Below are 26,249 nucleotides of genomic sequence, written 5' to 3'. Positions count from 1 at the left end.
ATCTCCCAAAGTTTTTTCCTGCCTTCCCAGTGAGAACAGCACATGGGCTGGCTGATCCGACAGAGAGTGATCGCATGGCACGCAAAGTAGTCATAACCGGTCTGGGCGCCACAACGCCCATCGGCGGCGACGTCCCCACAATGTGGAAGAACGCGCTCAAAGGGGTCTCCGGTGCCCACACACTCGAGGACGAGTGGGTTGCCAAGTATGACCTTCCGGTCCACTTTGCCGCCCGGTGCTCGACGCCGGCCCTCGAGGTCCTGAGCCGCGTTGAAGCCAAGCGCATGGACCCCTCCACGCAGTTCGGTGTCATCGCCGCACGCGAGGCCTGGGCAGATTCCGGTATTACCGAAATCGACCACGACCGCCTTGCCGTGGCCTTCGCCACGGGCATCGGCGGCGTGTGGACGCTCCTGGACGCTTGGGACACGCTGAGGGAAAAGGGTCCCCGCCGGGTCCTTCCCATGACAGTTCCGATGCTCATGCCGAACGGCGTCGCCGCGGCGGTCAGCCTCGACCTTGGTGCCCGCGCCGGTGCGCACACCCCGGTCTCCGCCTGCGCTTCCGGTACCGAAGCCATGCACCTCGGCCTGGATCTCATCCGCTCGGGCAAGGCCGACGTCGTCGTGTGCGGTGGCGCCGAAGCCGCCATCCACCCGATGCCGCTTGCCGCGTTTTCCTCGATGCAGGCGCTCTCCCGCCGCAATGACGATCCTGAGCACGCTTCGCGGCCTTATGACCGCGACCGCGACGGCTTCGTCATGGGTGAAGGCGCCGGCGCCCTGGTCCTGGAAGCCGAGGAGCACGCGATCGCCCGCGGCGCGCGCATCTACGCTGAGCTCGCCGGCACTTCAGTCACGGCTGACGCCTACCACATCACGGCGCCGGACCCGGAAGGCCTGGGCGCTACCCGCGCGTTGAAGGCTGCGATGTTCGACGGCCGCATCCAGGCCGAGGACGTCGTGCACGTCAACGCCCACGCCACTTCGACGCCCGTCGGTGACAAGCCCGAGTACACGGCGCTCCGTGCGGCACTGGGCGCCCATGTCGACAATGTGGCGGTCTCCGCCACCAAGTCGCAGATGGGGCACCTGTTGGGCGCTTCAGGGGCCGTGGAAGCCGTACTGACCGTACTCGCCGTCTACGAACGCCAGGCTCCGTTGACCATCAACCTTGAGAACCAGGATCCGGAGATCCCGCTCGACGTCGTCACTTCGGCTCGCACTTTGCCTGCCGGCGACATCGTCGCTTTGAGCAACTCTTTCGGTTTCGGCGGCCACAACGCAGTCATCGCCATCCGCAACGTCTGACGGTTGCACCAGCTCCGGCGCGCAAGCCAGGCACAAGAGGAGGGCCCCACCGCGGTGGGGCCCTCCTCTTTGCTATGGAGAAATTGTCTCGGTACGTCGTTCCTCAGCGACGAGGTGCTTGCTAACCGACTTGGTGAAGCCAACGCACGGGGGCACCTTCAGCGGCGTGCCGGAAAGGCTCGAGCTCTTCGTCCCAGGCCTCGCCGAGAGCCAAGGAAAGTTCGTGGTAGACCGCGGCAGGATCTCCCGCTCCCGATTCGTAGGCGTAGCGGATGCGATCCTCGGTCACCATGATGTTGCCGTGGACATCGGTGACGGCATGGAAAATTCCCAGCTCCGGCGTGTGCGACCAACGCGCGCCGTCCACGCCCTGGCTGGGCTCCTCGGTGACTTCATAGCGAAGGTGTGCCCACCCGCGCAACGCCGAAGCCAACTGGGCACCCGTTCCGGGGACGCCGGCCCAGGAGAGCTCGGCGCGGAACATTCCGGGCGCGGCTGGTTGAGGGGTCCACTCAAGATCGGTCCGCTTGTCAACGACCGATCCAATGGCCCACTCAACGTGAGGGCACAACGCGGTAGGGGCCGAATGCACAAACAAGACACCGCGGGTTATTGCAACAGACATTCCATCCTCCATAGCTGTAGGTACGTCTTCCCCAACGACCTCTGCCTGGATGAAATTTTGTTGCGCGGGTGCCGCGCTGTTCCGGTTTTCCCTACCTATCTATGATTTTTTCCGCAGCGGAAGAACATTCAAGTTTTGGTTGAAAGTTTCCCCACAGTGCTTTCATTTTGCCGTACGGACCGGAATTACGCCAGTGCGATTCCCGGACGGGCCGTTTTTCTCCCTTTGGACTGTTCGAAGTGTTGCACGGTTTCTTGTCCTTACGCACGAGGATGGGCTTGTTGGTAGCTCTTGCGAAGCCGGTCCACGGAGACGTGGGTGTAGATCTGTGTTGTTGCGAGGCTGCTGTGTCCCAGAATTTCCTGCACCGCACGCAAGTCCGCCCCGCCGTCGAGCAAATGGGTGGCGGCAGTGTGGCGCAACGCGTGGGGTCCGGTTGCCGCGGTATCCCCCAAGGCTGCAAGGAGGTCGTTGACGACACTGCGGGCCTGGCGCTGATCGATACGGTTGCCCCGTGAACTGAGGAAAAGTGCCGGTCCGCTACGCTCGGTTGCGAGCCGCGGACGGCCGCGGCGAAGCCAGTCGTCGACGGCGAGCGCAGCCGGCACCCCGTAGGGCACCGTCCGTTCCTTGTTTCCTTTACCGAGCACGCGAAGAGTCCGGCGGTCCTGATCGAGATCATCGATGTCCAGGCCGGCAAGCTCGCCGACGCGGATCCCTGTGGCATACAGAAGTTCGACGACGGCGCGGTTTCTCAGCGGCATCGGGGAGCCATCGGCGGCTGCCCCTGACAGGTTCTCGAAGATCCTGGAGACCTGCTGCTGGTGAAGCACTCCAGGGAGTGTGTGGTCCCGTTTGGGGGCCTGGAGGCGAATAGCAGGGTCCGAGGTGATGAGTTCTTCCCTCAGGGCCCAGGAGGTGAATGCGCGGGCCGTCGCGGCATGCCGGGCGAGTGTTGCCCTGGATCGGCCGGATTCGCTTTGCGCCCCCAGCCAACGCCGGAGGGTGCCGAGTTCCAAATCTGCGAGCTTCTCTACCCCCTCAGCGGCAGCGAAGCGCAGCAGGTTCTCGACGTCCGCGATGTACGCCCTCACGGTGTGGGCGGACCTGGCCCGTTCGCTTTCGAGGTAACGCCGGAAGTCCTGGACGGATCCGGCGAGTGCTTCGGGGAGCGGTTTCTCTTGCACCCTTCCACTGTGCCAGCCGAGGGGCCTGGTGGCTGCCATCGCCACGTTCGGCCTTTTTTCACCTATGAGCCATGGACCTGTACATCCTGTAGTACTGCCAAAGGAGCAAGCCCTGCCAGACCGCGATAATAGCCCAGAGCCATACCGGTCCGGGGCCGCCTCGGACGAACCAGACTGCTCCCGCGATCAAAACGAGACCGATTTGCTGTCCAATCACGAACCTCGCGGGCTGAACCCTTGACTTCATCATGTCCACATCATCCCCTCTCCAGCGTGGTTAGTCTCGAGGAGCAACTATCCACAGCTCCAGACGACACCCGCACCTCCCGCTATAGCACCGATGCCATATACAGCCCAGCCCACCGCCCCACCTGCGGGAAGGGAGGGATAAATTGAAAATCACCGCGGGCTTCGAGCCGCGCCCGGAGCGCTGTCCGAGTCGCATCAGCCTCAGGACTATGCAAAAGCGAAACCAGATCTTGGTCGCTTCCTGCGAACGCCTCATCGATAGCAGCCTCGATAGCCTGATCGGTTTTCGAACTTGGGAACGTGACATCGCTGTGAACCGGATTCGAAAAAGTCGGTGACGCCGTGGCCCCTTGGGCTGGGAAAATGAGCAATGCAATCGCGGCAAAGATGGAAAGTACGTTTACTTTCACAGTCATTTCGGCTCCTTTGCTGAAACGACAGAAGGACGATCCCCGGTGTCGTCCCTACCGACGCTACGGCTGCGTGGAGTTAACCGATAGTTGACTGTCAATTAAGTTTCGAATTTGACCCCCTCAACCTGCCATCCAGTCCGAAAATCACCCTTGCTTCCCAGACCTCTTCCACGAGCCGCCCACTGATACCGCCAAGCTCAACAGGCCAAGGCGTCCAAGACCTGCCCTGACGGACTCGGGACTGAGTCCTGCGACGACGGCAAGCTTCTCCACCGAGCTCGTCGAACGGATGGGCAGGGCGTCGAGCAGGATCAGGTCCTCTAGGGTGAGTCCGTCGTGGTCTGAGGCGGCCGTCGCTTTTTCACCGACGAGCCCTTCACCGCTCGATCCCGCCAGTTCAACGATTTCGCCGACATCCGTGACGCAGACAGCCCCGCCATCCCTGAGGAGCCGATGGCAGCCTGCGGAGTTGGCACTATGGATGGATCCCGGTACGGTCGCGACCGTCCTGCCGATTGATTCAGCATGATGGGCCGTATTCAGGGCTCCCGAACGCCATCGCGCTTCCACCACCACGGTCACGGCCGCCAAAGCGGCGATAATCCTGTTCCGCTGGAGGAACCTGTAACGGGTGGGCGCCGAGCCCGGGGGAACCTCCGCGATGACCGCCCCTTGGTTCGCCACGGCACGCAGCAGATCCTCATTTCCGGATGGGTAGTATCGGTCCACGCCGCCGGCCATCACCGCGATGGTCGGCATGTCGCCGGTGCCTCCGGCCAAAGCCCCGCGGTGCGCATGGGCGTCGATCCCGTACGCCCCTCCAGACACCACGGTGCAGCCGCGCTGGCCCAGCCCATAGGCGAAGTCGCCCGTGACGGAGGCCCCGTAGCTGGTGCTGTCCCGTGAGCCGACAAGGGCCACGACCCGCTTTGCGGGTGGGAATTCCACTTCGTGTCCCCGCCACCACAAACACAGCGGCTCATGAAGGCCCAGATCCGCCAACTGCACGGGCCATAGCCGGTCGCCGGGGACGATCATGCGGCCGCCCAGGCGTTGCATGGTGGCAAGATCCCGTTCCGGGGCAAGGTCCGGGATCCTTGGCGCCCACCGCCGAAGTGCAGCCGCCAATCCGGCCCCAACAGAAGAAGCCCCGTTGTCAACCAACAGGGAGGCCACTTCCTGCTCAAGCCCGGGCCCGGGTGGGAGCTCGCCGGTTGCTATTTTGAGGCCGTCAACGGCGCCAGCCGCCTGTACCAACGCGAGCCCTGCCGCATCTTGTGGTTCCATCAACCGAGACAGCGCTGCCCGGGCAAGTCGCTCCCTTTTCCTGTCCGGAGCGTCCTGCGTGAGTTGGTTGTGGTGTTCAGTCATGCCGTGTCCTTTCATGCGGCCGCAACCGCCTGCCGCAAGCCGAGGGCCTGCCCGATATCGTCGCTGTGGGGTTGGTCCCTGTGGCCCAGATCCGCAAGGGTCCAAGCCAAACGGAGGACCCGGTCGTAACCTCTCGCAGTGAGGATTCCGCGTTCCAAGGAGGTATCCAGAATCTTCGTGGTCGCGGAAGGGAGCCGCAGCTCGCCGCGCAGCAAGCGCCCGGGAACCTGCGAATTGGTTTCCATCCCGAGACTCCCCAGGCGTTGACGCTGCCGTGAACGCGCGGCCTGGACCCTCGATGCGACGGTGGCGGTGTCTTCCTCCGCACCGGCTTGCCCGAAGTCCGCGAGGGAAACACGCTCCACCTGAAGCTGGATGTCCACCCTGTCCAGCAACGGCCCGGACATCCGCCCGAAGTAGCGGCGCCGCATCACCGGAGTGCACGTGCAATCGACTCCCTTGCCGGTGGCCTTCCCACAGGGACAAGGATTGGCCGCGAGCACCAGTTGGAAGCGCGCCGGATATGCTGCCGTGCCTGCAGAGCGATGAATGACCAGCTCTCCGCTTTCCAGGGGTTGCCGCAGGGCGTCCAGGACCCGGCGTTCGTACTCTGGCGCCTCGTCCAGGAACAAGACTCCACGGTGCGCCCGTGATGCCGCCCCGGGCCGAGGGAGGCCGGAACCACCGCCGATGATTGCTGCCGCGGTGGCGCTGTGATGGGGGTTCTCAAAGGGCGGCCGCCGCAACAGCTGTACCGAATCGACATGGACAGCCGAAAGCGAATGGATCGCCGTGACCTCCATGGCTTCCCGGTCCCCCAAATCCGGCAAGAGCCCCGGGAGCCGCTCGGCAAGCATCGTCTTGCCCGCCCCGGGCGGACCACAAAGCAGCACATGATGTGCCCCGGCCGCCGCAACCTCCAAGGCACGGCGGGCATCGCCCTGCCCGGAGACATCACAAAGATCCGGAACAACCGCGGTACCGGCATCCCCATCTCCTGGAACGTCACCGTCGGCCGGGTCATAATCCAAGGCCAGGTCCTGCGGATTGGCACCGAAATCAAAGGCAAGGCGGGCCAAGGTCTTGTAGCCGCGGACCACCGCACCCGGAACCAACTCCGCCTCGGCGACGTTTGCCTGGGCCACCACAATCTCGGGGTGGCCTGCCTGAACGGCCGCCATGACTGCCGGCAGGATGCCGCGAACCGGCCTCAACCTGCCATCCAGTCCCAACTCGGCAATGAACACCGTATCTTCGGTGGAACGGATATCACCAGCAGCGCGCAACACTGCCATGGTGATCGCGAGGTCGAAACCCGAGCCGCGCTTCGGCAGCGAGGCTGGAATCAGGTTCGCGGTGATCTTCCGACGACTCAGCGGGATGCCTGAATTCTGTGCCGCGGAACGAATGCGCTCCTTGGCTTCGTTCAGGGAAGCATCCGGCAGCCCTAGAATCACAAAGCTAGGAAGTGTCTGGCCGATATCCGCCTCAACCTCCACGATGTAGCCGTTCAGGCCAAGCAGCGCCACCGAGTAGCTCCGGCCGACGCCCATCTAGCCCACACCCTTGAGGTGCTCAAGCTGCGGCTCGCCCACGCCGTCGTCGATGATTCCCACAACGTCCACCCGACGGCGCAGGGCGCGCAGCTCGTGATCGCGGCACCAGAAAAGAGCCAGGCGATGGAGCCGGGCGAGTTTCGCGGCGCCGACCGCTTCGAAAGGATGCCCGTAGGCAAGGTTCTTCCGTGTCTTGACCTCGGCGATCACCAAGGTGTCACCGTCGAGCGCCACGATATCGATCTCGCCCTCGGAACATCTCCAATTGCGGTCCACAATCCGCATTCCCTGGGTTTCAAGAAAAGCGACAGCCAGCGCTTCACCGTGCCGGCCCAACAAGTCTTTGGCTTTCATGACCACCTCCGCTTCCAGCCTGGAGGCGCGGAGAAACCAAAGACAGGGGGCAGTTCGGCTATGTGGGAAACTCCGTCAGCCGGACGGTGTGGAGGAAGAGTGGGCGGGCCTTCCTAGTCGCCCGGGGCCTAGTTACCCAGGTTGCCGAGATCCCCTAGGTCGCCGTCCTTCGGCAGGGAAAGTTCCTCGTTGCGCGGCAGTTCTTCGACGTTGACGTCCTTGAACGTAATGACCCGGACATTCTTCACGAATCGGGCCGAACGGTAGACGTCCCACACCCAGGCATCCTGGAGGGTCAAGTCGAAATAGACCTCGCCGTCGGCACTGCGGGCCTGCAGGTCAACGTGGTTTGCCAGATAAAACCGGCGTTCGGTCTCGACAACGTAGCTGAACAAACCAACGACGTCGCGGTATTCGCGGTAGAGCTGCAGCTCCATGTCGGTTTCGTAGTTCTCAAGATCCTCGGCACTCATAGATCCATCTTGCACCATAGAGCGGGCGCACGCCGCCACGGCCCGGCCGGCCCAGTCCAGGACGCGGAAAAGCGGAGGCTAGAGCAGGTTCCAGCTGGTCCGGTGGTACTGCGTAGGACCCAATGATCTGAGGGCATCACGGTGGAACGACGTGGCGTAGCCCTTGTTCTCGCTCCAGCCAAACGCCGGATATTCCTCGTGCAGCCCAAGCATGATGTGGTCGCGCGCTACCTTGGCAAGCACACTGGCGGCGGCGACGCTGAGGCAGCTCATGTCTGCCTTCACCCGCGTGTGGACCGGCGCCTCACAAGCAGGTCCGGAGGGCTCGGCGTCGAACAACGAACCTTGGCCCTGGGGCGAGAGCCAGTTGTGGCTGCCATCCAGCAGGACGAGGTCCGGATGCACGCCCGAAGCGAGAATCTCGAACCAGGCGCGTGTTCCGGCAAGGCGCAGGGCACCCACAATTCCCAGCGCATCGATTTCCGCCGAACTTGCGTGGCCTACCGCGGAACCAACTGCCCATTCGCGTACCAGCGGTTCCAACCGCTCACGCTCCTCCGGTTTGAGAAGCTTGCTGTCGCGAACACCGGCGAGCAGGCCGTGGTCCGCGAGGTCGACGACGGCGATCCCCACCGAGACCGGTCCGGCGAGGGCTCCACGGCCTACTTCATCGACACCTGCCAGAAGGGTGACTCCCGGAGCCAGGAAACCCCGTTCGACATCCAGGGTCGGAAATTCAGGAGCGTGCTTGGTCCGCGCCGCGGGTTTCCGCTGCGCTCGAACCGGAGTTGCCGCTCCCGCCGTCCTGGTCCCTGCGGGCGCCATCATTTGCCCGCTGGAGCCGTGGGTGAAGCCGTGTTCTGGGGCGACGGCGCAGGGACGTTGCGGAAGACATCGGAGTGGTTGTCGAGGATCTGCCAACGGTTGATGGGCCACGCAATGACCGTGGCTTGGCCCTCGACGTCGGAGATGTCGATGAAACCACCGTTGACTGATTGGTGTTCGCGGGAGTCGGCGGAGTTGTTGCGGTTGTCGCCCATAACCCAAATTTTGCCCGCAGGGACCACTACATCGAAAGGCTTGGCCAGCGGAACCTGGGCAGGATTGATGTAGCTCTCGTTGAGGACCGTGCCGTTGACGCTGACGCGGGCGGAACTGTCGCAGCAGGAGACCCTGTCCCCCGGCAGGCCGATCACGCGCTTGACGAGGTGTTGGTTTGTCTCGTCAGGGAGCAACCCGACGAACACAAGTCCGTCCTGGAACCATTTGAACGGCCCGGGCGCAGCCTTCTGCGTGGGCGGCAGCCATCCCTGCGTGTCCTTGAAGACCACGATGTCGCCGCGCTGCAGCGCGAAAGGTTGCGGGACCAGCAGATTGACGAAGATCCGGTCGTCCACGTCAAGGGTGTTGACCATGGACTCGGAAGGAATGAAGAAGGCCCGGAACAGGAAAGTCTTGATGAGGAAAGACAACACGATGGCGATGACCACCACGGTGCCGATTTCCCTGAGCCAGCCGAGGAACGGACTGCCGTGGGTTTTGCCGGCGGTTTCGGGCTGATCGCTTTCGCCCGAGTCCAATCGCGAGCCCCGCCGCGCAGCGCGGCGCGGAGACTCCTGCTCCTCGGAAGCGGCCGCGTTCGAGCCAGTCGCCCTGCCCGCCGCCGGATCGGCGTCGTCCGCTGCAAGATCCATGGCGGAAGCGGACGTTCCGTCCAGGAGCCGGGCGTCGTCGTCGTGCCGTTCCGGCTTCCCGGGAGTTGTCTCGGGCATCTATTGTCCGTTCTTCGAGGTTGTACCGGCCTGCGCAGGGCGAGGCAGTTCTGCAAATCTATCAAGCGGCCAGACAATCCGGACCGGACGCCCGATGACACGCTCCAGCGGCACCATTCCTCCGCCGGGTGCGCCCAGCAGGCCCCGGGAATCGGCCGATCGTGAACGGTGGTCTCCCATGAGCCACAATCGGTCGCTGGGAACGATGACATCGAATCTCTGCTCGCTCGGCGTGTCGCCGGGATACAGATAGGGTTCCTCAAGCGGCTGACCGTTGACTGTGAGTTTGCCGCCGTTGCCACAACAAACAACATGGTCTCCGGGGAGCCCGATGACACGTTTGACGTATGTCGTATCGCTTCCCGTCAGGCCCAGCCAATGGCCCGTGGCGGCCACGGCGTCGGCAAAAGCTCCTTTGCCGCTGTTCAGCGGGGCAAAGGTTCCCCTGCCGTCGAAGACCACGATGTCTCCCCGGCGGATAGGCTCCGCCGCGAAATCGGTCCGGGACACCAGGATGCGGTCTCCGGTGCCCAGGATCGGCTCCATGGACTCGGAGGGGATGAAGTAGACATCGAGCCACAACGACCGGACAAGCCCGCTGATAGCCACGGCAAGGACAAGTGCGAGCAAAACAAAACGCCAGCCCTGTTTCCGGGGCTGGCGTTTTGCGTGGTCCATGATTCGTTTCCTGTTGCGTTGCGGATTTCTCCGGCGCAGGCCGGACACGAATCCAGGACCCGCTGTTGGTCGAAAGACCTACTTGCCGGTGGCGAAGTCGCGCTTTTCCTTGATCTTCGCAGCCTTGCCGCGCAGTGCGCGCATGTAGTAGAGCTTGGCGCGGCGGACGTCACCCTTGGTGACGACCTCGATCTTCTCGATGATCGGGGAGTGAACCGGGAAGGTACGCTCTACGCCGACACCGAAGGAAACCTTGCGGACCGTGAAGGTTTCGCGAACGCCGTCACCCTGGCGGCCCAGGACGAAGCCCTGGAAGACCTGGACACGGGAGTTCTTGCCTTCGATGATGTTCACGTGAACCTTGATGGTGTCACCCGCGCGGAACTCGGGAACATCGTTACGCAGCGAAGCTGCATCTACGCTATCGAGGATATGCATTAATCCACTCCTAGTGAACGCCACAGGTCATCCACTTTGGGTCACGGCGGTCAAGCCCGGGGCGCAAGGCCGTCCGGAAATTACCGCCGAAGATTTTCAAAGTCCGGTACCACCACTGATTGGCGGTTCCGGGTTGTCAGGCTGTTGGTGACGCTCCCCCTGTGGCAGGCGCGAACCCAGTAGACACAAGGGTTAATTCTGCCACACCCCGGGAGTTCCGGCCAATCCCGCGAATGCGGCCCGGTTCCCGCGGACGGCTGGCGGATGAGGCTGCCCGACGGCGGCAGGCTCAGTCCGGGAGGTCGCTGTCCGGGCGGCGTCGCAGCCGGCCGTCGACGACGTTGTACCCGAGGTCGCCGAAAGCCGTGCGGTCTGCGCGTGTCAGGCGGCCGGCGTCGAACTCTTCGAGGAGGTCCGGGCGGCGTTCCGCCGTGCGGCGGAACTGTTCGTGGCGTCGCCATTGGGCAATCCTGCCGTGGTTGCCGCTCAAAAGGACGGCGGGCACGTCGCGATCGCGCCAGGACGAGGGCTTCGTGTAGACCGGGTACTCAAGCAAGCCGTCCGCATGGGATTCCTCCACCAACGACTCGGGATTGCCGACGACGCCCGGAAGCAATCGTCCGATGGCCTCGACCATGGCCAGGACTGCAACCTCCCCGCCGTTGAGGACGTAGTCGCCCAAACTGACCGGGCGGACGGTGAAGTGTCCGGCCGCCCATTCCATGACGCGCTCGTCGATGCCTTCGTAGCGGCCGCAGGCGAAAACGAGCTGCTCTTCCTCGGCGAGCTCATACGCGAGGGCCTGGTTGAAGCGCTCCCCCGCGGGCGACGGGACAATCAGGACCGGTTTTTTGGCCGGTGCGTCCGATGAGCGCTCAGGTCCGGCAGTTCCGGCATCGGCACTCCACGCGTCGGCGATGGATTCCAGGGCCTGGGCCCAGGGCTCGGGTTTCATGACCATGCCCGCACCGCCGCCATACGGAGTGTCGTCCACCGTGCGGTGCTTGTCCGTGGTGAAGGTCCTCAAGTCATGGACATTGAGCTCCAAGAGCCCATCCTGGCGGGCCTTGCCTATGAGGGAAAGCTCGAGCGGCGCCAGGTACTCGGGAAAGATGCTGACGACATCGATGCGCATCTACGCGTCATCCTTGGTGTCGGCGTCGTCCTCTTCCGCGTCGCCCGCGGAAGCCTCGGTGTTCAGTTCGAAGAGGCCCGGCGGAGGCGTGAGCAACACGTAGCCGTCCTCGACGTTGACCTCGGGCACGATTTCCTCGACGAAAGGCACCAGGATTTCCTTGCCGTCCGCGTCTTCAATCACCAGCAGGTCCTGGACCGGCATGGTGTTGAGTGCGGTCACTTTGCCTACTGCCTGAGAGCCGACCCGCACCTCAAGGCCGACGAGCTCATGCTCGTACCAGCCTTCGTCGTCGTCCTCTTCCAGCTCTTCCGTCTCGATGAACAGCTTCGCGCCGCGGATTTCCTCCGCCTGGTTGCGCGTGGAGATCTCTTCGAAACCGAGCAACAGGATGTCCTTGTTCCACCGGGCGCTGCTGATGGTCAGGGGACCGGCTTTTGCGGGCTCCACCACGAATTCGGTCCCCGGGACGAAACGATCGCCGGGGGCATCAGTGAGCACCTGGACGGTGACTTCGCCGCGGATTCCGTGGGGCTTGCCGATTCGGGCGACCTGGAGCTGCATGTGTTCCTCTGGTTTCTTCGCTGGGCCGACTAGGACCAGGACTGGGGATTTGCTCGTAAAACAATCCGGCCCCTCCACCATAATCTGGTGAAGGGGCCGGATCTAAGACAAGTATTGCTGAGCGCGTTACCGGCGGCGGTCGGTGTCGACGACGTCGACCCTGACCTGCTCGCCGCCCGCCAATGCCGCAATCACGGTGCGCAAAGCGCGTGCGGTGCGACCCTGGCGACCGATCACCCGTCCGAGGTCGTCCTGGTGAACACGTACCTCGAGGGATTCCCCGCGGCGGTTGTTCTTGGCACTGACCTTGACGTCCTCAGGGCTGTCAACGATCCCACGGACCAAGTGCTCGAGCGCTTCTGCCAGCAATTTACTCAGCCTCGGTGGTCTCTGCTTCAGCGTCAGCGGGAGCTTCAGTTGCTTCCGACTGCTTGGCCTTCTTGGTGATGGCTTCCGGGATGATGACGGAACCCTTCTCCGGTGCAACGAAAGCAGGCTTGGCGACCTTGGTCTTCAGCGTGCCTTCCTGGCCCGGGAGGCCCTTGAACTTCTGCCAGTCACCGGTGATCTTGAGGATCGCAGCAACCTGCTCGGTCGGCTGGGCGCCGACGGACAGCCAGTACTGTGCACGCTCGGAGACAACCTCGATGTACGAGGGCTCTTCGGTGGGATGGTACTTGCCGATTTCTTCAATCGCACGGCCATCGCGCTTGGCGCGGGAGTCCATGACGACGATGCGGTAGTACGGTGCGCGCATCTTACCGAAGCGCTTAAGGCGAATCTTTACGGCCACTTTTGTGGTCACTCCTGTTTCTGAAACGGGGTTGAGCCCGTCGTTCTGCACCCGTGGGGCGGGCCATACTTGAGGGTTCCAAAGGACAAGATGCACACACGGAGAGAGGGGCCGCGCAGATCGAGTACCTGTCCATTGTGCCAGATGGCAGACAGTATTTCGAACGCGCGGTCCGTGCGGCGGGTTTAGTGCGGCTTACTGCTCGGCGGACCAGACGTAGAGGCCGGCGCGTTCGGCCTTTTCGACGTCGCTCGCGAGCGCCGCCAATTGCTGGACGTACAGCCGGGACTGTTGGGCATCAAAGGGCATGTCCTCCTGGGCCGCCCAGCGTTCGGCGACGTCGTCGAGGATGCTTCCTTCTCCCTCGGTCTCGTAGCTGAGCAGTTCGGACAGGGCACGCACCATAGCTTCGGGGACCCCGAGCAAGGCGTCACTGGTGACGTCCACCAAAGCGAGCTCATAGTCGGCACCGGCTGCATGCACGGCCGTGCCGGCGAGGTCGCCAAGCTGTTCTACTTCGAAATCGCTGATTCCCGGGATCCGGACCGCGGCGCCGGATAGGTCACTGCCCTTCTCCAGGGCAGCGGCCCTCTTGAGTGCTTCATCGTGGGTGGCAACAAAGATTTCAGCAAAGCCCATGGAAACTACTCTCATTCATTCGTGGCTACGGAGCTGCGGCGCGGCGGCCGAAAATGCGCCACGCCGTCGGATCAAGCGTAGCGGACGGCGACGCGCAGCCGGTTGCGCCACGGGTCCTCGAAGCGCAGTTCCTGGCCGGTGTGGTGGGCGGCGATGCCGGCAACCTTGAGGCGGTCCGCGAGCGCGCCGACGTCGTCGCCTGACGGCACTTCGATGACCACCTCGCCGAGACCGAGCGTGTCCTTGCGCGGACCCGCACCGCGGCTGTTCCACACGTTCATGGCCATGTGGTGGTGGTACCCGCCCGCGGAGACGAACAGGGCCTGCCCGTGCCAGCCGGCGGTCTGCTCGAAGCCGAGAGTGTCGACGTAGAAGTCATGGGCGGTCTTGACGTCGCCCACTTGGAGGTGGACATGCCCGACGCCGGCGCCCGCCTCATGCTGGCCGGTCACCGCCGTTTCGCTCAGATACTGCTGGAGGTAGCGCTGCGGAGGGAGCGGCAGGCTGTCCATGACGACCGAATTGCCGTTCCACTCCCAGCCCTCGCGGGGCTTGTCGTAGTAGAGCTCGATGCCGTTGCCCTCGGGGTCGGTGAAGTAGAAGGCCTCGCTGACCAGGTGGTCCGCGCTGCCGACGAAGGCGTGGGGCTCGTACTGCGCCGCGGAGGCAACAGTTGCGGCGAGGGATGACTGGTCCGCGAAGAGCAGAGCCGTGTGGAAGAGTCCGGCCTCTCCGCGACCCGGGATCTGGAGCCCGGAGGCGGGGGCGAGGTGCACCAACGGCTTGCCGAGCCGGCCGAAGTAGAGCCCGCCGTCCTGCTCGGCGACGACCTCCAGGCCGAGCGCCCGCTCGTAGTAGTCGCCCATGAGCTTCATGTCCCCCACTTTGAGCATGACGGTGCCCATGGTGAGTTCTGCAGGAAGGAGATCCTGGCTGGATGTGGTGGTCATGTGAAACTCCCGGCTTTTTGTGGCGCCGCCCTTCGGCAACCTCTATATATCTAAATTACTTGAAGCTTCAATTTATTCCTAATGCCCGGCACGTCGGGAAAGGTGCCCCCTCAACACGGTGCACTGCGGTTTCAACACCACCTCAAGGGACGCGCGGGGATCGTTTGCGTAGAGCACGACGTCGGCACTGGCGCCTTCGCTGATGGCGTCGGCCCCCAGCCACTCGCGGGCGGACCAGCAGGCGGCGTCGAGCGCGGCGGCCGGCGGCAGGCCGGCCCGGTGCAGTTCCAGGATCTCCTCGCCGATCCGGCCGTGCTTGATGACGCTGCCGGCGTCCGTCCCGGCGTATACCCGCACCCCGGCGTCGAACGCCTCGAGGATCCGCTCATGCCGACGCTCCCAGAGCGCGATCATGTGGGCGGCGTAACGGGGGAACTTCGCTTCCGCCTGTTTCGCGATGTCCGGGAACGTCGCAATGTTGATGAGGGTGGGGACGATCGGTACGCCTTGGTCCAGCAGCCGGGGAATGTGGTGCGGCAACAATCCGGTGGCGTGCTCGATGCAGTCGATGCCGGCGTCGAGCATGTCGTCGATGGTCCCTTCGGCGAAGCAATGGGCGGTCACCCGGGCCCCCTCGTCGTGCGCCGCCGCGACAGCGTCCTTGACGACGGCCGCCGGAAAGGACGGGCCGAGATCCCCGGCGGAGCGGTCGATCCAGTCCCCGACGATCTTGACCCAGCCGTCCCCGGACCGTGCCTGCTTGCGCACCGCTTCCACCAGATCCTCCGGCTCGACTTCTTCGGCCAGCCCGGGGATGTAACGGCGTTGCCTCGCGATATGCCTGCCCGCGCGGATGATTCTGGGCATGTCCGTGCGGCGCTGCAGCCAGCGCGTGTCGCTCGCGGAACCGGCGTCGCGGATCAAGAGAGTCCCGGCCTTCCTGTCCGCCGTCGCCTGCAAGCGGGCAGTCTCCTCGTCGACAGCTCCGCCCTTGCCCAAGCCAACATGGCAATGCGCGTCGACCAAGCCGGGCAGCACCCATCCATCCAGCACTACGTCCGGTTTCGCGAGGGGGCGGACAAAGGTCATCCGTCCGTCGACCGACCAGAGACCTCGCAGTTCCTCCTCCGGCCCGGTGAGGACAGCGCCGCTGAATTCGATGATTTCCGCCATGAATCCACCCTAGACTCAGGCGCCGTCGCCGGGGCAGTCACATCTGTCCTCGGTCACATCTGTCTCGAGGACTCCCGGCTGTGGTAGCTTCATCTACGACCACACGGGGGCCCTTGCAAGGGCTGAGATCGGGCTGACGCAGCCTGCGACCGTTGAACCTGTCCGGGTAATGCCGGCGAAGGAAGTGAGTACTCCTTGAGCACCAAAGAAACACAGCTGAGCCCTGCCCAAAACGAATCGGCGCAGGAGGTGACACAGTCGCTCAAGTCGCATTCCCTCGCGTTCCTGGAGGACACAGCGACGGGAATCCGTGTCCCGGTCACGGAAATAGCCCTGGAACCATCTCCCAACGGCGAGGCCAACGCCCCCTTCCGGGTGTACCGCACGGCAGGGCCGGGGAGTAATCCCGTAGTGGGCCTCGAACCGTTCCGGAGCGAGTGGATCGAAGCACGTGGCGACACCGAGGCTTACAGCGGCCGCGAACGGAACCTGCTCGACGACGGCAAATCGGCCGTGCGCCGCGGAGCCGCCTCCGCGGAGTGGAAGGGCGCACAGCCGGTGCCCCGCCGCGCCGTCGACGGCAAGACCGTGACGCAGATGCATTACGCCAAACAGGGCATCGTCACGCCCGAAATGCAATTCGTGGCACTTCGCGAGAACTGCGATGTGGAACTGGTCCGCAGCGAAGTCGCCGCCGGCCGGGCCATCATCCCCAACAACATCAACCACCCCGAATCCGAACCGATGATCATCGGCAAGGCGTTCCTGGTGAAGATCAATGCCAACATCGGCAATTCGGCCGTCACCAGCTCCATCGCTGAAGAAGTGGACAAGTTGCAGTGGGCCACGCAATGGGGCGCCGACACCGTCATGGACCTGTCCACGGGTGACGACATCCACACCACCCGCGAATGGATCATCCGCAACTCCCCCGTACCGATCGGCACCGTGCCGATTTACCAGGCCCTCGAGAAGGTCAACGGAGAAGCCAACAAACTCAGCTGGGAGATCTTCCGCGACACCGTCATTGAACAATGCGAGCAGGGCGTGGACTACATGACCATCCACGCCGGCGTGTTGCTGCGGTACGTGCCGCTCACCGCGAACCGCGTGACGGGCATCGTTTCCCGCGGCGGCTCCATCATGGCGGGCTGGTGCCTGGCGCACCACGAGGAAAACTTCCTCTACACGCATTTCGACGAACTCTGCGAAATCTTCGCCAAGTACGACGTCGCGTTCTCGCTGGGTGATGGACTGCGCCCGGGAGCGACGGCGGACGCCAACGATGCCGCACAGTTCGCCGAGCTCGACACCTTGGCCGAGCTGACGAAGCGGGCATGGGAATTCGACGTCCAGGTCATGGTGGAGGGCCCCGGCCACATTCCGTTCCACTTGGTGCGGGAGAACGTGGAGCGTCAGCAGGAGCTGTGCGACGGCGCCCCGTTCTACACCCTGGGACCCTTGGTCACCGACGTCGCTCCGGGCTACGACCACATCACCTCAGCCATCGGCGCCACGGAAATCGCACGCTACGGAACCGCGATGCTCTGCTATGTCACCCCGAAGGAACACTTGGGCCTGCCAAACAAGGACGACGTCAAGACCGGTGTGATCACCTACAAGATCGCCGCCCACGCCGCGGACCTCGCCAAGGGACACCCGGGCGCCCACGAGCGCGACGATGCCCTCTCCAAGGCCCGCTTCGAGTTCCGCTGGCGTGACCAGTTCGCCTTGTCGTTGGATCCGGTCACGGCGGAAGCGTTCCATGACGAGACGCTCCCGGCCGAACCGGCCAAGACGGCACACTTCTGTTCGATGTGCGGACCGAAATTCTGCTCCATGCGGATCAGCCAGGACATCCGCGACGAGTACGGCTCCGCGGATTCCCAAGCGGCCATCGCGGAAATGTTTAGCGGGATGCGCGAAAAGAGCGCTGAGTTCCTGGCATCGGGCGGCAAGGTCTATTTGCCCGAGCTTGAAGTTCCCGGAGGAAACCGCGGCGCGAATTCAGGAAGCCTGAACTGATCAGGACGCTTGGACTGATCCTGCGCGGCTGACGTCCGCGATGAAGGAGCGGATGATCCGGTCTCCTTCAACGGAGTCATGAGGCCGGTGTCCTCCAGCCGCAACGCGGCGGAGGGCGCCGGTTTCCTGCAGGTAGCCGGCGATCTCTTCGTACAGGGGCTCCCAACCACCGGTCAGGACAAGCGTGGGGACTCCAGGCACGATGTGCAGGGGCGCTTCCCACGGCGGAGCCTGGAGCCGCAGCCGCCGGGCGGTCCGGCGGGCCTCGGGGGTGCTGAGGACCGCCGCCTCGGAGGAAAACGCGCGGCGGACAAATTCGCGCTGGTAATCGTCATCGCTGAGTTCGTGCCGGACCCGGAACAACGGCTCCATGAGTGCCCGGTAAGCCGCAGTGGCGGGCAATTCGGCCGTCAATGAAAGACAAGCCGGCTCCACCAAGACGAGGGACCGGACCAGGTCCGGCCGTTCCACCGCGGCCAACATGGCGGAAATCGCGCCTTGGGAATGCGCTACGACATGGCCGCCACGCGAAGGGCCCGGGGTTGACGCGGCTTCCCGCGCTCCGAGACACTCCAAGATGATGTCCACATCGGTGGCAACATCGGATTCCAAAGGCTCGGCCTGCGCATCGAAGCCGTGGCGTTTCAGGAAGAGCGCATCGTACTGCAGCGCCATGCCGTGTTGCTTCGGCCAGGCGGCAGCGCCGAATGTGCCTGCTCCATGGACGAACACAACGCGCTGCTTTTGCATCCACCCAGCCTATGGCACGGGACGGACAACCCAACTCATCCCCGCCGCAAGCGAACCCCGGCGGCGTGGTGCCCAACTGACTAGCAGTTGTTGTCGTTCTGAGCCCTCAAAACGACACCTACTGCGAGCTAGTTGGGTGGGACGGCTACTTGCCGAGGAACTTGTCGAAGCCCTTCGGCAGGTTGAGCTGCGAGGGGTCGAAGTCGCCGGATGGCTGGCCGAATGCCGCGCCGGTGCGAACAGCGTTAGCCCGCTTGTTCTCGGCGTCGCGCAATTCCTGGGCAGCCTTGGCGGGGTTTCCGGAACGGGCCTTCTTTTTGGGCGCGTTCTTGCTCGCCTTGCGGGAACCGCCACCGAGGCCGGGCATGCCGGGCATCCCTGGCATGCCGCCGCCCTGGGCCAGCTTCTTCATCATCTTCTGGGCCTGCGCGAAACGCTCCAGGAGGCCGTTGACCTCGGAGACGTGCACACCGGAACCACGGGCGATGCGGGCGCGGCGGGAACCGTTGATGATTTTCGGAGCCAAACGCTCGTGCGGGGTCATGGAGCGGACAATCGCCTCCACGCGATCGATTTCCCGCTCGTCGAACTGCTCCAACTGCTGGCGGATGTTCTGCGCACCCGGCATCATCATGAGCATCTTCTTCATGGAGCCCATGTTGCGGATCTGTTGCATCTGGGCGAGGAAGTCGTCCAGGGTGAAGTCTTCCTGGTCGGCGAACTTCTTCGCCATCCGGGCAGCTTCGTCCTTGTCCCAGTTCTTCTCTGCCTGTTCGATCAGGGTAAGAACGTCACCCATATCGAGGATGCGGGACGCCATGCGGTCCGGGTGGAACAGTTCGAAGTCGTCCAGGCCTTCGCCGGTGGACGCGAACATGACCGGCTTCCCGGTGACGGACGCGACCGAGAGGGCGGCACCACCGCGGGCGTCGCCGTCGAGCTTCGACAGCACGACACCCGTGAAGTTGACGCCCTCATCGAAGGCAACCGCCGTGTTGACGGCGTCCTGGCCGATCATGGAGTCGATCACGAACAGCACTTCGTTCGGGATGATGGCCTGGCGGATGCGGCGCGCCTGGTCCATCATCTCGGCGTCGACGCCGAGGCGTCCCGCGGTGTCCACGATCACGACGTCGTGCAGCTTCTGGCGGGCCTCGTCGACGCCGGCACGTGCGACGGCGACCGGGTCGCCCGTGGGAACATCCAGATCCGAGGTGGTGCCCGGGTGCGGAGCAAAGACGGGAACACCGGCGCGTTCGCCGACGATCTGGAGCTGCGTCACGGCGTTGGGACGCTGGAGGTCGGCAGCAACAAGTACGGGGCTGTGGCCTTGGGCCTTAAGCCACTTGGCAAGCTTGCCGGCGAGAGTGGTCTTACCAGCACCCTGCAAGCCGGCGAGCATGATGATGGTGGGGCCGGTCTTCGCCAAGCGGATACGGCGGGTTTCGCCACCGAGGATCTCCTGGAGCTCCTCATTGACGATCTTCACGATCTGCTGGCTCGGGTTCAGGGCCGCGGAAACCTCAGCGCCCAGGGCGCGTTCGCGGATGCGGGCTGTGAACTCGCGGACTACGGGAACGGCAACGTCGGCGTCCAAGAGGGCACGCCGGATCTCCCGGACGGTGGCGTCGACGTCGGCCTCGGTGAGGCGGCCCTTGCCACGGAGATTCTTGAAGGTTGCTGTCAACCGGTCAGAGAGTGAATTGAACACGCGCCGTGCACTTCTTTCAATGGTCTACGAATGGCGGCCGTTCCGGCGCACCAATATCTTGACGATTCCTGCCCCAAACAAATCTGACTCAACTGAGGGACTCGACTATCTAGGGTACCAAGACGCGCCTGCAAGATGGCATGCTGGCACAGTGACCAGCAAAACAACAGTAAATACGTTGCTCATCCTAGGCGCCTCCGGAGATCTGACGGGCCGATTGCTGTTACCGGGCCTTGCCCGGCTCGTGGCCGGCGGACTCGCGGACGGCCTGAAGCTTGTCGGAGCCGGTTCCGACCCGTGGACGTCCCAGCAGTGGACCAAACGTGTAGGCGGGGCCTTCGAAGATGCCGCCAAGGGTGCAGGTGCCGCCGGCAAGAAGGCAATCGCTTCCCTGGAGAAAAATACCGAATACCATCAGGTGGATGTCACTGCGGATGGCCAGCTCGCGACGCTCCTGGCAGGGCTCGAAGCGCCAATCGCCGTCTATTTCGCTTTGCCGCCCCACATTAGCCAGAAGGCCTGTGAAGTCCTCACCGCCCAAGAGCTTCCCGCGGGAACAAGCCTGGTGATGGAGAAACCCTTCGGATCCAGTTCAGAATCAGCACGGGAACTCAACAAGACCCTCGCCGCTTTGGTCCCGGAAGACCACATCCACCGCGTGGACCATTTCCTTGGCAAGGCCACTGTGTTCAACATCCTGGGCCTGCGCTTCGCCAACAGGTTCCTGGAGCCGGTGTGGAACAGGGACCACATCGAGAAGGTGGAGATCATCTTCGACGAAGACCTCGCCCTCGAAGGGCGTGCGCGCTACTACGACGGAGCAGGCGCCCTCAAGGACATGATTCAGAGCCATTTGCTCCACATCATGGCGCTGCTGGCCATCGATGCCCCTTCCAGCATCGGCGAGCGCGATCTCCGCGACGCGATTTCGACGGTGCTGCGTGCGAGCAGCATCACCGCGCCGTACAAGAAGTCCACCCGACGCGCGAGGTACACAGCCGGCCGAATCGGCGACCGCGACGTGCCGGACTATGTCGCAGAGGACGGCGTGGACCCTGCCCGTGAAACGGAGACCCTCGCAGAAGTCGAAGTGGGAATCGACAATTGGCGCTGGAAAGGCGTCCCCTTCATCCTGCGCTCAGGAAAGGCGTTGGGTGCCGCGCGGAAAGAGGCGATCGTCACCTTCCGTCCCGTCCCGCACCTGCCGACCGGATTCGAGGGCGTGGACTCCCCCAACCAGCTGCGCATCGGTTTCGGTCCTGACACCCTGCAGCTCGACGTCGACGTCAATGGTCCCGGAAACATCTTCACGCTGGATCGCGTGACGCTCGACGCACAAATGAATGCTTCCGATCTGCTGCCCTACGGAGAAGTGTTGGAGGGCGTCATCACCGGCGATCCCCTGCTTTCAGTCCGCGGCGACACCGCCGTCGACTGCTGGCGGATCATCGAACCCGTGATCAAGGCCTGGGCCAAGGATTCCGTGCCGCTCGAAGAGTACGACGCCGGCGGGCCCGGTCCCGCGGACTGGCCCACCGCCGTCGGGGGCTAAGCAGGCGGCCGCGCTCCTGCGGAAGCGCACACGCAAGAGGGGCCGGGTACCTTTCCAGGTACCCGGCCCCTCTTCTGCGTTGGTGCCTTAGATGGCTGCTGCGCCCCGCTCGCCCGTGCGGACACGGACTGCTTCGTAGACGTCCACGGTCCATACCTTGCCGTCACCGGCACGGCCCGTGTTGGAGGAAGCAATCAGGACATCGAGGATGTCGTCTGCCTGCTCATCCGTGGCCAGGACCTCCACGCGGATCTTGGGAAGCAGGTCCACGTTGTACTCGGCTCCGCGGTACACCTCGGTGTATCCGCGCTGCCGGCCGTAGCCGCTGGCCGCGCTGACCGTCAGTCCCTGTACCCCGTATGCTTCGAGCCCCTCGCGGATGGCGTCGAGCTTCTCCGGGCGGACGATCGCCGTGATGAGTTTCATGCCTGGACACTCTCCTTGCCTGATACGGATGCTTCGTCAGCTGCCTCGGGCTCGGCCGAGGACTTTCCGGTGATGAGATCGTGAAGGGGCTGGAAGCTTCCGCCGTGGCCGCCGACGCCGAACTCGTATGCCGTCTCGGCGTGCAGGCTGAGGTCTGCACCGGCGATCTCCTGGCGTTCGGAGATCCGGAAGCCCATGAGCTTGTGGATCGGGTAGGCGATGATGAAGGTCATCACGCCGGTGAAGATGATCGAGCACAGTGCCGCCAGGGACTGCGCAACCAACTGGGTGGTGCCGCCGCCGTAGAACAGGCCCGCGGGACCCTGGGTCGGGGTGGCGAGGAAGCCGATGGCCACGGTGCCGATGATGCCGGACACCAAGTGGACACCGACGACGTCGAGCGAGTCGTCGTAGCCAAGCTTGAACTTGAGGCCGACCGCGAGGGCCGAAGCTACACCGGCTGCTACACCGAGGGCGATGGCGCCGAGCGGGGAAACGTTGGCACAAGCCGGGGTGATCGCAACCAGGCCGGCGACGACGCCCGAAGCCGCACCAAGCGAGGTGGGGTGGCCGTCACGGATGCGCTCCACGACAAGCCAGCCGAGCATGGCCGCTGCCGGCGCGACGAGAGTGTTGATCCAAATCAGGCCAGCCTGCTGCACAGTTGCCGCAGCACCGGCGTTGAAGCCAAACCAGCCGAACCAGAGGATGGCCGCGCCAAGCATGACCAAGGGCACGTTGTGCGGGCGGTGGTTCGGGTCCTTGCCGAAGCCTTTGCGGTTGCCGATGATCAGGACGAGGATGAGGCCTGCCACACCGGCGTTGATGTGCACTACGGTGCCGCCGGCGAAGTCAATGACGGGAGCGAAGGTCTGGCCGAACCAGCCGGTTGCCGAGAAGAGACCGCCGCCCCAGACCATGTAGGCCAAGGGGGCGTAGACGAGAGTTGCCCAGATCGGGGTGAACAGCGTCCAGGCCGAGAACTTTGCGCGGTCCGCGATGGCACCGGAGATGAGGGCGACAGTGATGATCGCGAAGGTTGCGGCGTAACCGACGTGGAGCAGGTCTGCCGGATCGGTGAAGTTGTGCAGGCCGAAGTGGCTGAACGGGTTCGCGAAGATCTCGAAGAAGTTGTCCGTGTTGCTCGTGGACATCGAGGCGCCCCAGAGGACCCACACGAGGGTCACTGTGCCGATGGCGATGAAGCTCATCATCATCATGTTCAGGGCGGCCTTGGCACGGGTCATGCCACCATAGAAGAATGCCAGGCCCGGGGTCATGAACAGCACGAATGCTGATGCGACCAGGAGCCAAACGAGACCGGCGGTGAAGTCCATGTCTACGTCCTCTCTGCTTTAGATGCGGGCTGAGCCGCCTGTCCCAACGCATTTGCGTTCTACATAAGAGTTTTGCGGGGCAGTGTTTCACCTGCGAAGGTTTTAGATTGCAGGGCTGTTACAAGAACTTCTCGAACGTAAATGGTGCATATCACCCTTGTTACGGATATGTTTCGTCAGTTCCATTTCCCCGCGTTCCAACTAGCCAGAGGACCCCGACACCATGACCGCAAGCCCCGAATCCCGCGCCGAACAAGGGGCGAGGGCCGCCAAGGCTGAAATGCCACGGGACATCAAGGTGATGCTGGCGGCGGCGTTCCTGATTGCATTGGGTTTTGGACTCGTTGCGCCCGTGCTTCCCCAGTTCGCCACGACGTTCGACGTCGGGGCAACGGCAGCCGCGGTGATCGTGAGCATTTTCGCCTTCATGCGCCTGGTGTTCGCCCCTGCCGGGGGCGCCCTGATGGGCCGCTTTGGCGAACGTCCTGTGTACATCGCAGGGTTGCTGATAGTGGCGGCGTCGACGGCGGCGTGCGCCTTCGCGCAGAGCTATTGGCAGCTGCTGGTCTTCCGGGGACTCGGCGGAGCCGGTTCTGTCATGTTCACGGTTGCAGCAATGGGCCTCTTGATCAGGCTCGCCCCTCCGGAAAGCCGCGGGCGGGTCTCCGGCGCGTACGCCTCGGCCTTCCTGATCGGCAGCGTCCTGGGTCCGGTGGTCGGTGGACTGCTGGCCGGATTCGGGCTGCGCGTACCGTTCCTCGCCTACGCGGCAGCCTTGGTCCTGGCTGCTTTGGTTGTCCGCACGCAGCTGACGGGAAGTTCAGGGGCAGCGAAGCAAGGCGGTGCGGCGGGGCCGGCAATGCGCATGAAGGATGCCCTGGGCGATTCTGCCTACCGGGCCGCCCTGTTCTCCAGTTTCAGCAACGGCTGGGCGACCCTCGGTGTGCGCATGGCCACGGTGCCGTTGTTCGCAGTGGTTGTGCTGGCCGGAGGATCGACCTCCGCGGGTTGGGCGCTGGCCGTGTTTGCGGGGGGAAACGCCCTGGCCCTGACCTTCTCGGGCCGTATGGCCGACAATTTCGGCCGCAAGCCCATGATGCTGTTGGGCTTGGTGGTCACCGGACTGGCCACCGCCACTATCGGCTTGACCGGCAACCTTCCCGCGTTCTTCGCGGCGTCCGCCGCGGCCGGCTTCGGCTCCGGCTTGCTGAACCCGGCCCAGCAGGCCGCCGTCGGGGACATCATTGGTCGTGGCCGCTCCGGTGGCAAGGTGCTGGCGGTCTTCCAGATGGCTTCCGACGCCGGAGCAATCGTAGGCCCCGTCCTGGTTGGCCTCCTGGCGGACGGACTTGGCTACGGCTGGGCGTTCGGTGCCACCGGCGGGATCCTCCTGCTCGCCGCCGTCGGCTGGTCCGCGGCGCGCGAGCCGATGCCCCGCGCCCCGGAACCCGTCGACTCACCCAACTAACTCGCAGTTGTTGTCGTTTTCAGGCCTGAAAACGACAACAACTGCGAGCTAGTTGGGCTGGAAGCGGCTAGTTGAGCAGCGCGTCGACGAAGGCTTCGGGCTCGAACGGCGCGAGGTCGTCCGGTCCTTCGCCGAGGCCGACAAGCTTGACCGGCACGCCGAGGGCCCTTTGGATCGCGACGACGATACCGCCCTTAGCGGTGCCGTCGAGCTTCGTGAGCACGATTCCCGTGATGTTGACTACCTCGGAAAAGACCTTGGCCTGGTTCAGGCCGTTCTGGCCCGTGGTCGCATCCAGTACCAGCAGGACTTCGTCCACTTCGGCCAGCTTCTCGATGACGCGCTTGACCTTGCTGAGCTCGTCCATGAGGCCCACCTTGTTTTGCAGGCGGCCCGCGGTGTCGATCATGACGACGTCGACTTCCTGCTCAATGCCGGACTTGACGGCTTCATAGGCGACAGAGGCCGGGTCCGCGCCGACGACGTGCGACCTGACGGTTGCGACGCCGACCCGCTGGCCCCACGTGGCGAGCTGCTCCGCGGCCGCTGCGCGGAAGGTGTCGGCTGCGCCCAGCAGGACGTCCTTGTCTTCGGCGACGAGAACACGCGCCAGCTTGCCGACGGTGGTGGTCTTGCCCACGCCGTTGACGCCGACGACGATCATGATGGCCGGGTGGGCTCCCTTGCGTTCCACGTTCAAACTGCGGTCCATCGTGGGGTCCACAAGCTTGATGAGTTCCTCGCGCAGGAGGGCCTTGACGTCCTCCGGGCTGCGGGTGCCCTGGACCTTGACCCGTGCACGGAGGGCATCGACGAGCTGCATGGTGGGCTCGGTGCCGAGGTCGGCGAGGAGCAGTGTCTCTTCGACTTCGTCCCAGACGTTTTCGTCGATCTTGTCGCTTGAAAGCAGGGCCAGGAGACCCTTGCCGAGAATGCTGTTGGATTTGACCAACCGCGCGCGAAGCCGGTTGAGGCGGCCCTCGACGGGCGCGGGGGTCTCCACCTGGATAAGCTCCAGGCCGGCTGCGTCGTCCGGAACGTCGGTCTCCGGTACGGCAAGGTCGGCGGGTTCGACGACGGGACCGGGAACGGTGCGGTCAGGTGCGGTCCCGGGGGCGTCGTCGACGATCGTTCCGCCGCCTGCCGGCGCCTTGTCAGCGGGGTCGTTGGCGTCGCGCGTTCCAGCGTAAGTCGAAGAGGACTTCCGCGCCTTGAGCAGGACAGGAATCAGCCCTCCGACCACCACGATGGCAGCGACAATGGACAAAATAATGGGGAGGAGATCGTTCACTCCCCTAGC

At 64.1% G+C, this 26,249-nt stretch carries 27 protein-coding genes and 1 riboswitch; of the genes, 4 read left to right on the top strand and 23 right to left on the bottom strand.

Features of this window, described 5'->3' with window-relative positions; translation table 11 throughout:
• The first annotated feature begins 74 nt into the window (after nucleotides 1-74).
• On the top strand, nucleotides 75-1,310 hold the full coding sequence (fabF, locus tag ACSBOX_RS08125; RefSeq protein ID WP_241710849.1) for a beta-ketoacyl-ACP synthase II: 1,236 nt from the start codon (nucleotides 75-77) through the stop codon (nucleotides 1,308-1,310).
• 121 nt (nucleotides 1,311-1,431) lie between these two features.
• Here the strand turns inward: fabF and ACSBOX_RS08120 are convergent, their stop codons facing one another.
• The 18 genes from ACSBOX_RS08120 to ACSBOX_RS08035 form a co-directional block, all read right to left on the bottom strand.
• Complete coding sequence (locus tag ACSBOX_RS08120; protein WP_078108617.1) at nucleotides 1,432-1,935, bottom strand: DUF3145 domain-containing protein; 504 nt, start codon at nucleotides 1,933-1,935, stop codon at nucleotides 1,432-1,434.
• A gap of 260 nt (nucleotides 1,936-2,195) precedes the next feature.
• Nucleotides 2,196-3,161: a tyrosine recombinase XerC gene (locus tag ACSBOX_RS08115; RefSeq protein WP_442545557.1), complete on the bottom strand. Its 966-nt coding sequence runs from the start codon at nucleotides 3,159-3,161 to the stop codon at nucleotides 2,196-2,198.
• Nucleotides 3,162-3,451: 290 nt separating this feature from the next.
• The gene (locus tag ACSBOX_RS08110) at nucleotides 3,452-3,787 is read right to left on the bottom strand and encodes a hypothetical protein (protein WP_442545556.1); all 336 of its coding nucleotides are present in this window, start codon (nucleotides 3,785-3,787) and stop codon (nucleotides 3,452-3,454) included.
• A 141-nt stretch (nucleotides 3,788-3,928) separates the two neighbouring features.
• Nucleotides 3,929-5,155, bottom strand: a complete 1,227-nt coding sequence (dprA, locus tag ACSBOX_RS08105) for a DNA-processing protein DprA (protein WP_442545555.1) — start codon at nucleotides 5,153-5,155, stop codon at nucleotides 3,929-3,931.
• Nucleotides 5,156-5,166: 11 nt separating this feature from the next.
• Nucleotides 5,167-6,708 carry a YifB family Mg chelatase-like AAA ATPase gene (locus ACSBOX_RS08100; RefSeq protein ID WP_442545554.1) on the bottom strand — a complete coding sequence of 514 codons (1,542 nt, stop codon included), beginning with the start codon at nucleotides 6,706-6,708 and terminating at the stop codon, nucleotides 5,167-5,169.
• Nucleotides 6,709-7,065: a YraN family protein gene (locus tag ACSBOX_RS08095; RefSeq protein ID WP_442545553.1), complete on the bottom strand. Its 357-nt coding sequence runs from the start codon at nucleotides 7,063-7,065 to the stop codon at nucleotides 6,709-6,711.
• A 128-nt stretch (nucleotides 7,066-7,193) separates the two neighbouring features.
• On the bottom strand, nucleotides 7,194-7,538 hold the full coding sequence (locus ACSBOX_RS08090) for a DUF2469 domain-containing protein (RefSeq protein ID WP_028267525.1): 345 nt from the start codon (nucleotides 7,536-7,538) through the stop codon (nucleotides 7,194-7,196).
• Between the two features lie 78 nt (nucleotides 7,539-7,616).
• Nucleotides 7,617-8,363: a ribonuclease HII gene (locus ACSBOX_RS08085; protein WP_442545987.1), complete on the bottom strand. Its 747-nt coding sequence runs from the start codon at nucleotides 8,361-8,363 to the stop codon at nucleotides 7,617-7,619.
• The gene (gene lepB, locus ACSBOX_RS08080; protein WP_442545552.1) at nucleotides 8,363-9,310 is read right to left on the bottom strand and encodes a signal peptidase I; all 948 of its coding nucleotides are present in this window, start codon (nucleotides 9,308-9,310) and stop codon (nucleotides 8,363-8,365) included. The genes ACSBOX_RS08085 and lepB (ACSBOX_RS08080) overlap by 1 nt, the downstream gene beginning before the upstream one ends.
• The gene (gene lepB, locus ACSBOX_RS08075; RefSeq protein ID WP_442545551.1) at nucleotides 9,311-9,988 is read right to left on the bottom strand and encodes a signal peptidase I; all 678 of its coding nucleotides are present in this window, start codon (nucleotides 9,986-9,988) and stop codon (nucleotides 9,311-9,313) included.
• A gap of 78 nt (nucleotides 9,989-10,066) precedes the next feature.
• The gene (rplS, locus tag ACSBOX_RS08070; RefSeq protein WP_059387674.1) at nucleotides 10,067-10,426 is read right to left on the bottom strand and encodes a 50S ribosomal protein L19; all 360 of its coding nucleotides are present in this window, start codon (nucleotides 10,424-10,426) and stop codon (nucleotides 10,067-10,069) included.
• Between the two features lie 289 nt (nucleotides 10,427-10,715).
• Nucleotides 10,716-11,561: a tRNA (guanosine(37)-N1)-methyltransferase TrmD gene (gene trmD, locus ACSBOX_RS08065; protein ID WP_442545550.1), complete on the bottom strand. Its 846-nt coding sequence runs from the start codon at nucleotides 11,559-11,561 to the stop codon at nucleotides 10,716-10,718.
• Complete coding sequence (gene rimM / locus ACSBOX_RS08060; RefSeq protein ID WP_442545549.1) at nucleotides 11,562-12,125, bottom strand: ribosome maturation factor RimM; 564 nt, start codon at nucleotides 12,123-12,125, stop codon at nucleotides 11,562-11,564.
• Between the two features lie 126 nt (nucleotides 12,126-12,251).
• Nucleotides 12,252-12,494, bottom strand: coding sequence for an RNA-binding protein (locus ACSBOX_RS08055; protein ID WP_028267532.1), 243 nt, complete (start codon nucleotides 12,492-12,494; stop codon nucleotides 12,252-12,254).
• Nucleotide 12,495: 1 nt separating this feature from the next.
• Nucleotides 12,496-12,918 carry a 30S ribosomal protein S16 gene (gene rpsP / locus ACSBOX_RS08050; RefSeq protein WP_059387673.1) on the bottom strand — a complete coding sequence of 141 codons (423 nt, stop codon included), beginning with the start codon at nucleotides 12,916-12,918 and terminating at the stop codon, nucleotides 12,496-12,498.
• A gap of 195 nt (nucleotides 12,919-13,113) precedes the next feature.
• Complete coding sequence (locus ACSBOX_RS08045) at nucleotides 13,114-13,557, bottom strand: hypothetical protein (RefSeq protein WP_442545548.1); 444 nt, start codon at nucleotides 13,555-13,557, stop codon at nucleotides 13,114-13,116.
• Between the two features lie 71 nt (nucleotides 13,558-13,628).
• Complete coding sequence (locus ACSBOX_RS08040; RefSeq protein ID WP_442545547.1) at nucleotides 13,629-14,507, bottom strand: VOC family protein; 879 nt, start codon at nucleotides 14,505-14,507, stop codon at nucleotides 13,629-13,631.
• A gap of 78 nt (nucleotides 14,508-14,585) precedes the next feature.
• The gene (locus tag ACSBOX_RS08035; protein WP_442545546.1) at nucleotides 14,586-15,680 is read right to left on the bottom strand and encodes an amidohydrolase family protein; all 1,095 of its coding nucleotides are present in this window, start codon (nucleotides 15,678-15,680) and stop codon (nucleotides 14,586-14,588) included.
• Nucleotides 15,681-15,773: 93 nt separating this feature from the next.
• Nucleotides 15,774-15,881, top strand: a riboswitch (TPP riboswitch).
• On the opposite strand from ACSBOX_RS08035, the gene thiC reads away from it, so the two are divergent.
• Nucleotides 15,876-17,705 carry a phosphomethylpyrimidine synthase ThiC gene (gene thiC, locus ACSBOX_RS08030; RefSeq protein WP_442545545.1) on the top strand — a complete coding sequence of 610 codons (1,830 nt, stop codon included), beginning with the start codon at nucleotides 15,876-15,878 and terminating at the stop codon, nucleotides 17,703-17,705. It overlaps the preceding riboswitch by 6 nt.
• Here the strand turns inward: thiC and ACSBOX_RS08025 are convergent, their stop codons facing one another.
• Nucleotides 17,706-18,455: an alpha/beta hydrolase gene (locus ACSBOX_RS08025; RefSeq protein ID WP_442545544.1), complete on the bottom strand. Its 750-nt coding sequence runs from the start codon at nucleotides 18,453-18,455 to the stop codon at nucleotides 17,706-17,708.
• A gap of 145 nt (nucleotides 18,456-18,600) precedes the next feature.
• Nucleotides 18,601-20,166: a signal recognition particle protein gene (gene ffh, locus ACSBOX_RS08020; protein WP_442545543.1), complete on the bottom strand. Its 1,566-nt coding sequence runs from the start codon at nucleotides 20,164-20,166 to the stop codon at nucleotides 18,601-18,603.
• Nucleotides 20,167-20,317: 151 nt separating this feature from the next.
• Here ffh and ACSBOX_RS08015 point away from each other — a divergent pair, with 151 nt between their 5' ends.
• Nucleotides 20,318-21,718 carry a glucose-6-phosphate dehydrogenase gene (locus tag ACSBOX_RS08015; protein ID WP_442545542.1) on the top strand — a complete coding sequence of 467 codons (1,401 nt, stop codon included), beginning with the start codon at nucleotides 20,318-20,320 and terminating at the stop codon, nucleotides 21,716-21,718.
• An 87-nt stretch (nucleotides 21,719-21,805) separates the two neighbouring features.
• Here the strand turns inward: ACSBOX_RS08015 and ACSBOX_RS08010 are convergent, their stop codons facing one another.
• Together ACSBOX_RS08010 and ACSBOX_RS08005 are read right to left on the bottom strand one after the other, a co-directional pair.
• Entirely contained in the window at nucleotides 21,806-22,144 is a 339-nt protein-coding gene (locus tag ACSBOX_RS08010; RefSeq protein WP_028264639.1) for a P-II family nitrogen regulator, read from the bottom strand.
• Complete coding sequence (locus ACSBOX_RS08005; protein WP_442545541.1) at nucleotides 22,141-23,481, bottom strand: ammonium transporter; 1,341 nt, start codon at nucleotides 23,479-23,481, stop codon at nucleotides 22,141-22,143. The genes ACSBOX_RS08010 and ACSBOX_RS08005 overlap by 4 nt, the downstream gene beginning before the upstream one ends.
• A 223-nt stretch (nucleotides 23,482-23,704) precedes the next feature.
• Here ACSBOX_RS08005 and ACSBOX_RS08000 point away from each other — a divergent pair, with 223 nt between their 5' ends.
• Nucleotides 23,705-24,949, top strand: coding sequence for an MFS transporter (locus tag ACSBOX_RS08000; RefSeq protein WP_442545540.1), 1,245 nt, complete (start codon nucleotides 23,705-23,707; stop codon nucleotides 24,947-24,949).
• A 67-nt stretch (nucleotides 24,950-25,016) separates the two neighbouring features.
• On the opposite strand, the gene ftsY is transcribed toward ACSBOX_RS08000, so the two are convergent.
• Nucleotides 25,017-26,240 (bottom strand): signal recognition particle-docking protein FtsY, encoded by a 1,224-nt coding sequence (gene ftsY, locus ACSBOX_RS07995; RefSeq protein ID WP_442545539.1) that lies wholly within the window; start codon nucleotides 26,238-26,240, stop codon nucleotides 25,017-25,019.
• Nucleotides 26,241-26,249 lie beyond the last annotated feature (9 nt).

It is taken from the genome of Arthrobacter sp. KN11-1C (genome assembly GCF_052180225.1).
Taxonomy (GTDB): Bacteria; Actinomycetota; Actinomycetes; order Actinomycetales; family Micrococcaceae; genus Arthrobacter.
The sequence above is the reverse complement of the archived record's forward strand: the minus strand, read 5'-3'. Positions and strand labels throughout refer to the sequence as shown.

Bases quoted from the DNA above. Each gene is read 5' to 3' on its own strand.
- ACSBOX_RS08005 (WP_442545541.1), bottom strand. From the start codon at position 23,481: ATGGACTTCACCGCCGGTCTCGTTTGGCTCCTGGTCGCATCAGCATTC.
- ACSBOX_RS08090 (WP_028267525.1), bottom strand. From the start codon at position 7,538: ATGAGTGCCGAGGATCTTGAGAACTACGAAACCGACATGGAGCTGCAG.
- rplS (WP_059387674.1), bottom strand. From the start codon at position 10,426: ATGCATATCCTCGATAGCGTAGATGCAGCTTCGCTGCGTAACGATGTT.
- ACSBOX_RS08110 (WP_442545556.1), bottom strand. From the start codon at position 3,787: ATGACTGTGAAAGTAAACGTACTTTCCATCTTTGCCGCGATTGCATTG.
- dprA (WP_442545555.1), bottom strand. From the start codon at position 5,155: ATGACTGAACACCACAACCAACTCACGCAGGACGCTCCGGACAGGAAA.
- lepB (WP_442545551.1), bottom strand. From the start codon at position 9,988: ATGGACCACGCAAAACGCCAGCCCCGGAAACAGGGCTGGCGTTTTGTT.
- ACSBOX_RS08035 (WP_442545546.1), bottom strand. From the start codon at position 15,680: ATGGCGGAAATCATCGAATTCAGCGGCGCTGTCCTCACCGGGCCGGAG.
- ACSBOX_RS08100 (WP_442545554.1), bottom strand. From the start codon at position 6,708: ATGGGCGTCGGCCGGAGCTACTCGGTGGCGCTGCTTGGCCTGAACGGC.
- ACSBOX_RS08095 (WP_442545553.1), bottom strand. From the start codon at position 7,065: ATGAAAGCCAAAGACTTGTTGGGCCGGCACGGTGAAGCGCTGGCTGTC.
- ACSBOX_RS08025 (WP_442545544.1), bottom strand. From the start codon at position 18,455: ATGCAAAAGCAGCGCGTTGTGTTCGTCCATGGAGCAGGCACATTCGGC.
- trmD (WP_442545550.1), bottom strand. From the start codon at position 11,561: ATGCGCATCGATGTCGTCAGCATCTTTCCCGAGTACCTGGCGCCGCTC.
- rimM (WP_442545549.1), bottom strand. From the start codon at position 12,125: ATGCAGCTCCAGGTCGCCCGAATCGGCAAGCCCCACGGAATCCGCGGC.
- ACSBOX_RS08085 (WP_442545987.1), bottom strand. From the start codon at position 8,363: ATGGCGCCCGCAGGGACCAGGACGGCGGGAGCGGCAACTCCGGTTCGA.
- ACSBOX_RS08010 (WP_028264639.1), bottom strand. From the start codon at position 22,144: ATGAAACTCATCACGGCGATCGTCCGCCCGGAGAAGCTCGACGCCATC.
- ACSBOX_RS08040 (WP_442545547.1), bottom strand. From the start codon at position 14,507: ATGACCACCACATCCAGCCAGGATCTCCTTCCTGCAGAACTCACCATG.
- ACSBOX_RS08115 (WP_442545557.1), bottom strand. From the start codon at position 3,161: ATGGCAGCCACCAGGCCCCTCGGCTGGCACAGTGGAAGGGTGCAAGAG.
- ACSBOX_RS08120 (WP_078108617.1), bottom strand. From the start codon at position 1,935: ATGTCTGTTGCAATAACCCGCGGTGTCTTGTTTGTGCATTCGGCCCCT.
- ACSBOX_RS08000 (WP_442545540.1), top strand. From the start codon at position 23,705: ATGACCGCAAGCCCCGAATCCCGCGCCGAACAAGGGGCGAGGGCCGCC.
- lepB (WP_442545552.1), bottom strand. From the start codon at position 9,310: ATGCCCGAGACAACTCCCGGGAAGCCGGAACGGCACGACGACGACGCC.
- ACSBOX_RS08045 (WP_442545548.1), bottom strand. From the start codon at position 13,557: ATGGGCTTTGCTGAAATCTTTGTTGCCACCCACGATGAAGCACTCAAG.
- fabF (WP_241710849.1), top strand. From the start codon at position 75: ATGGCACGCAAAGTAGTCATAACCGGTCTGGGCGCCACAACGCCCATC.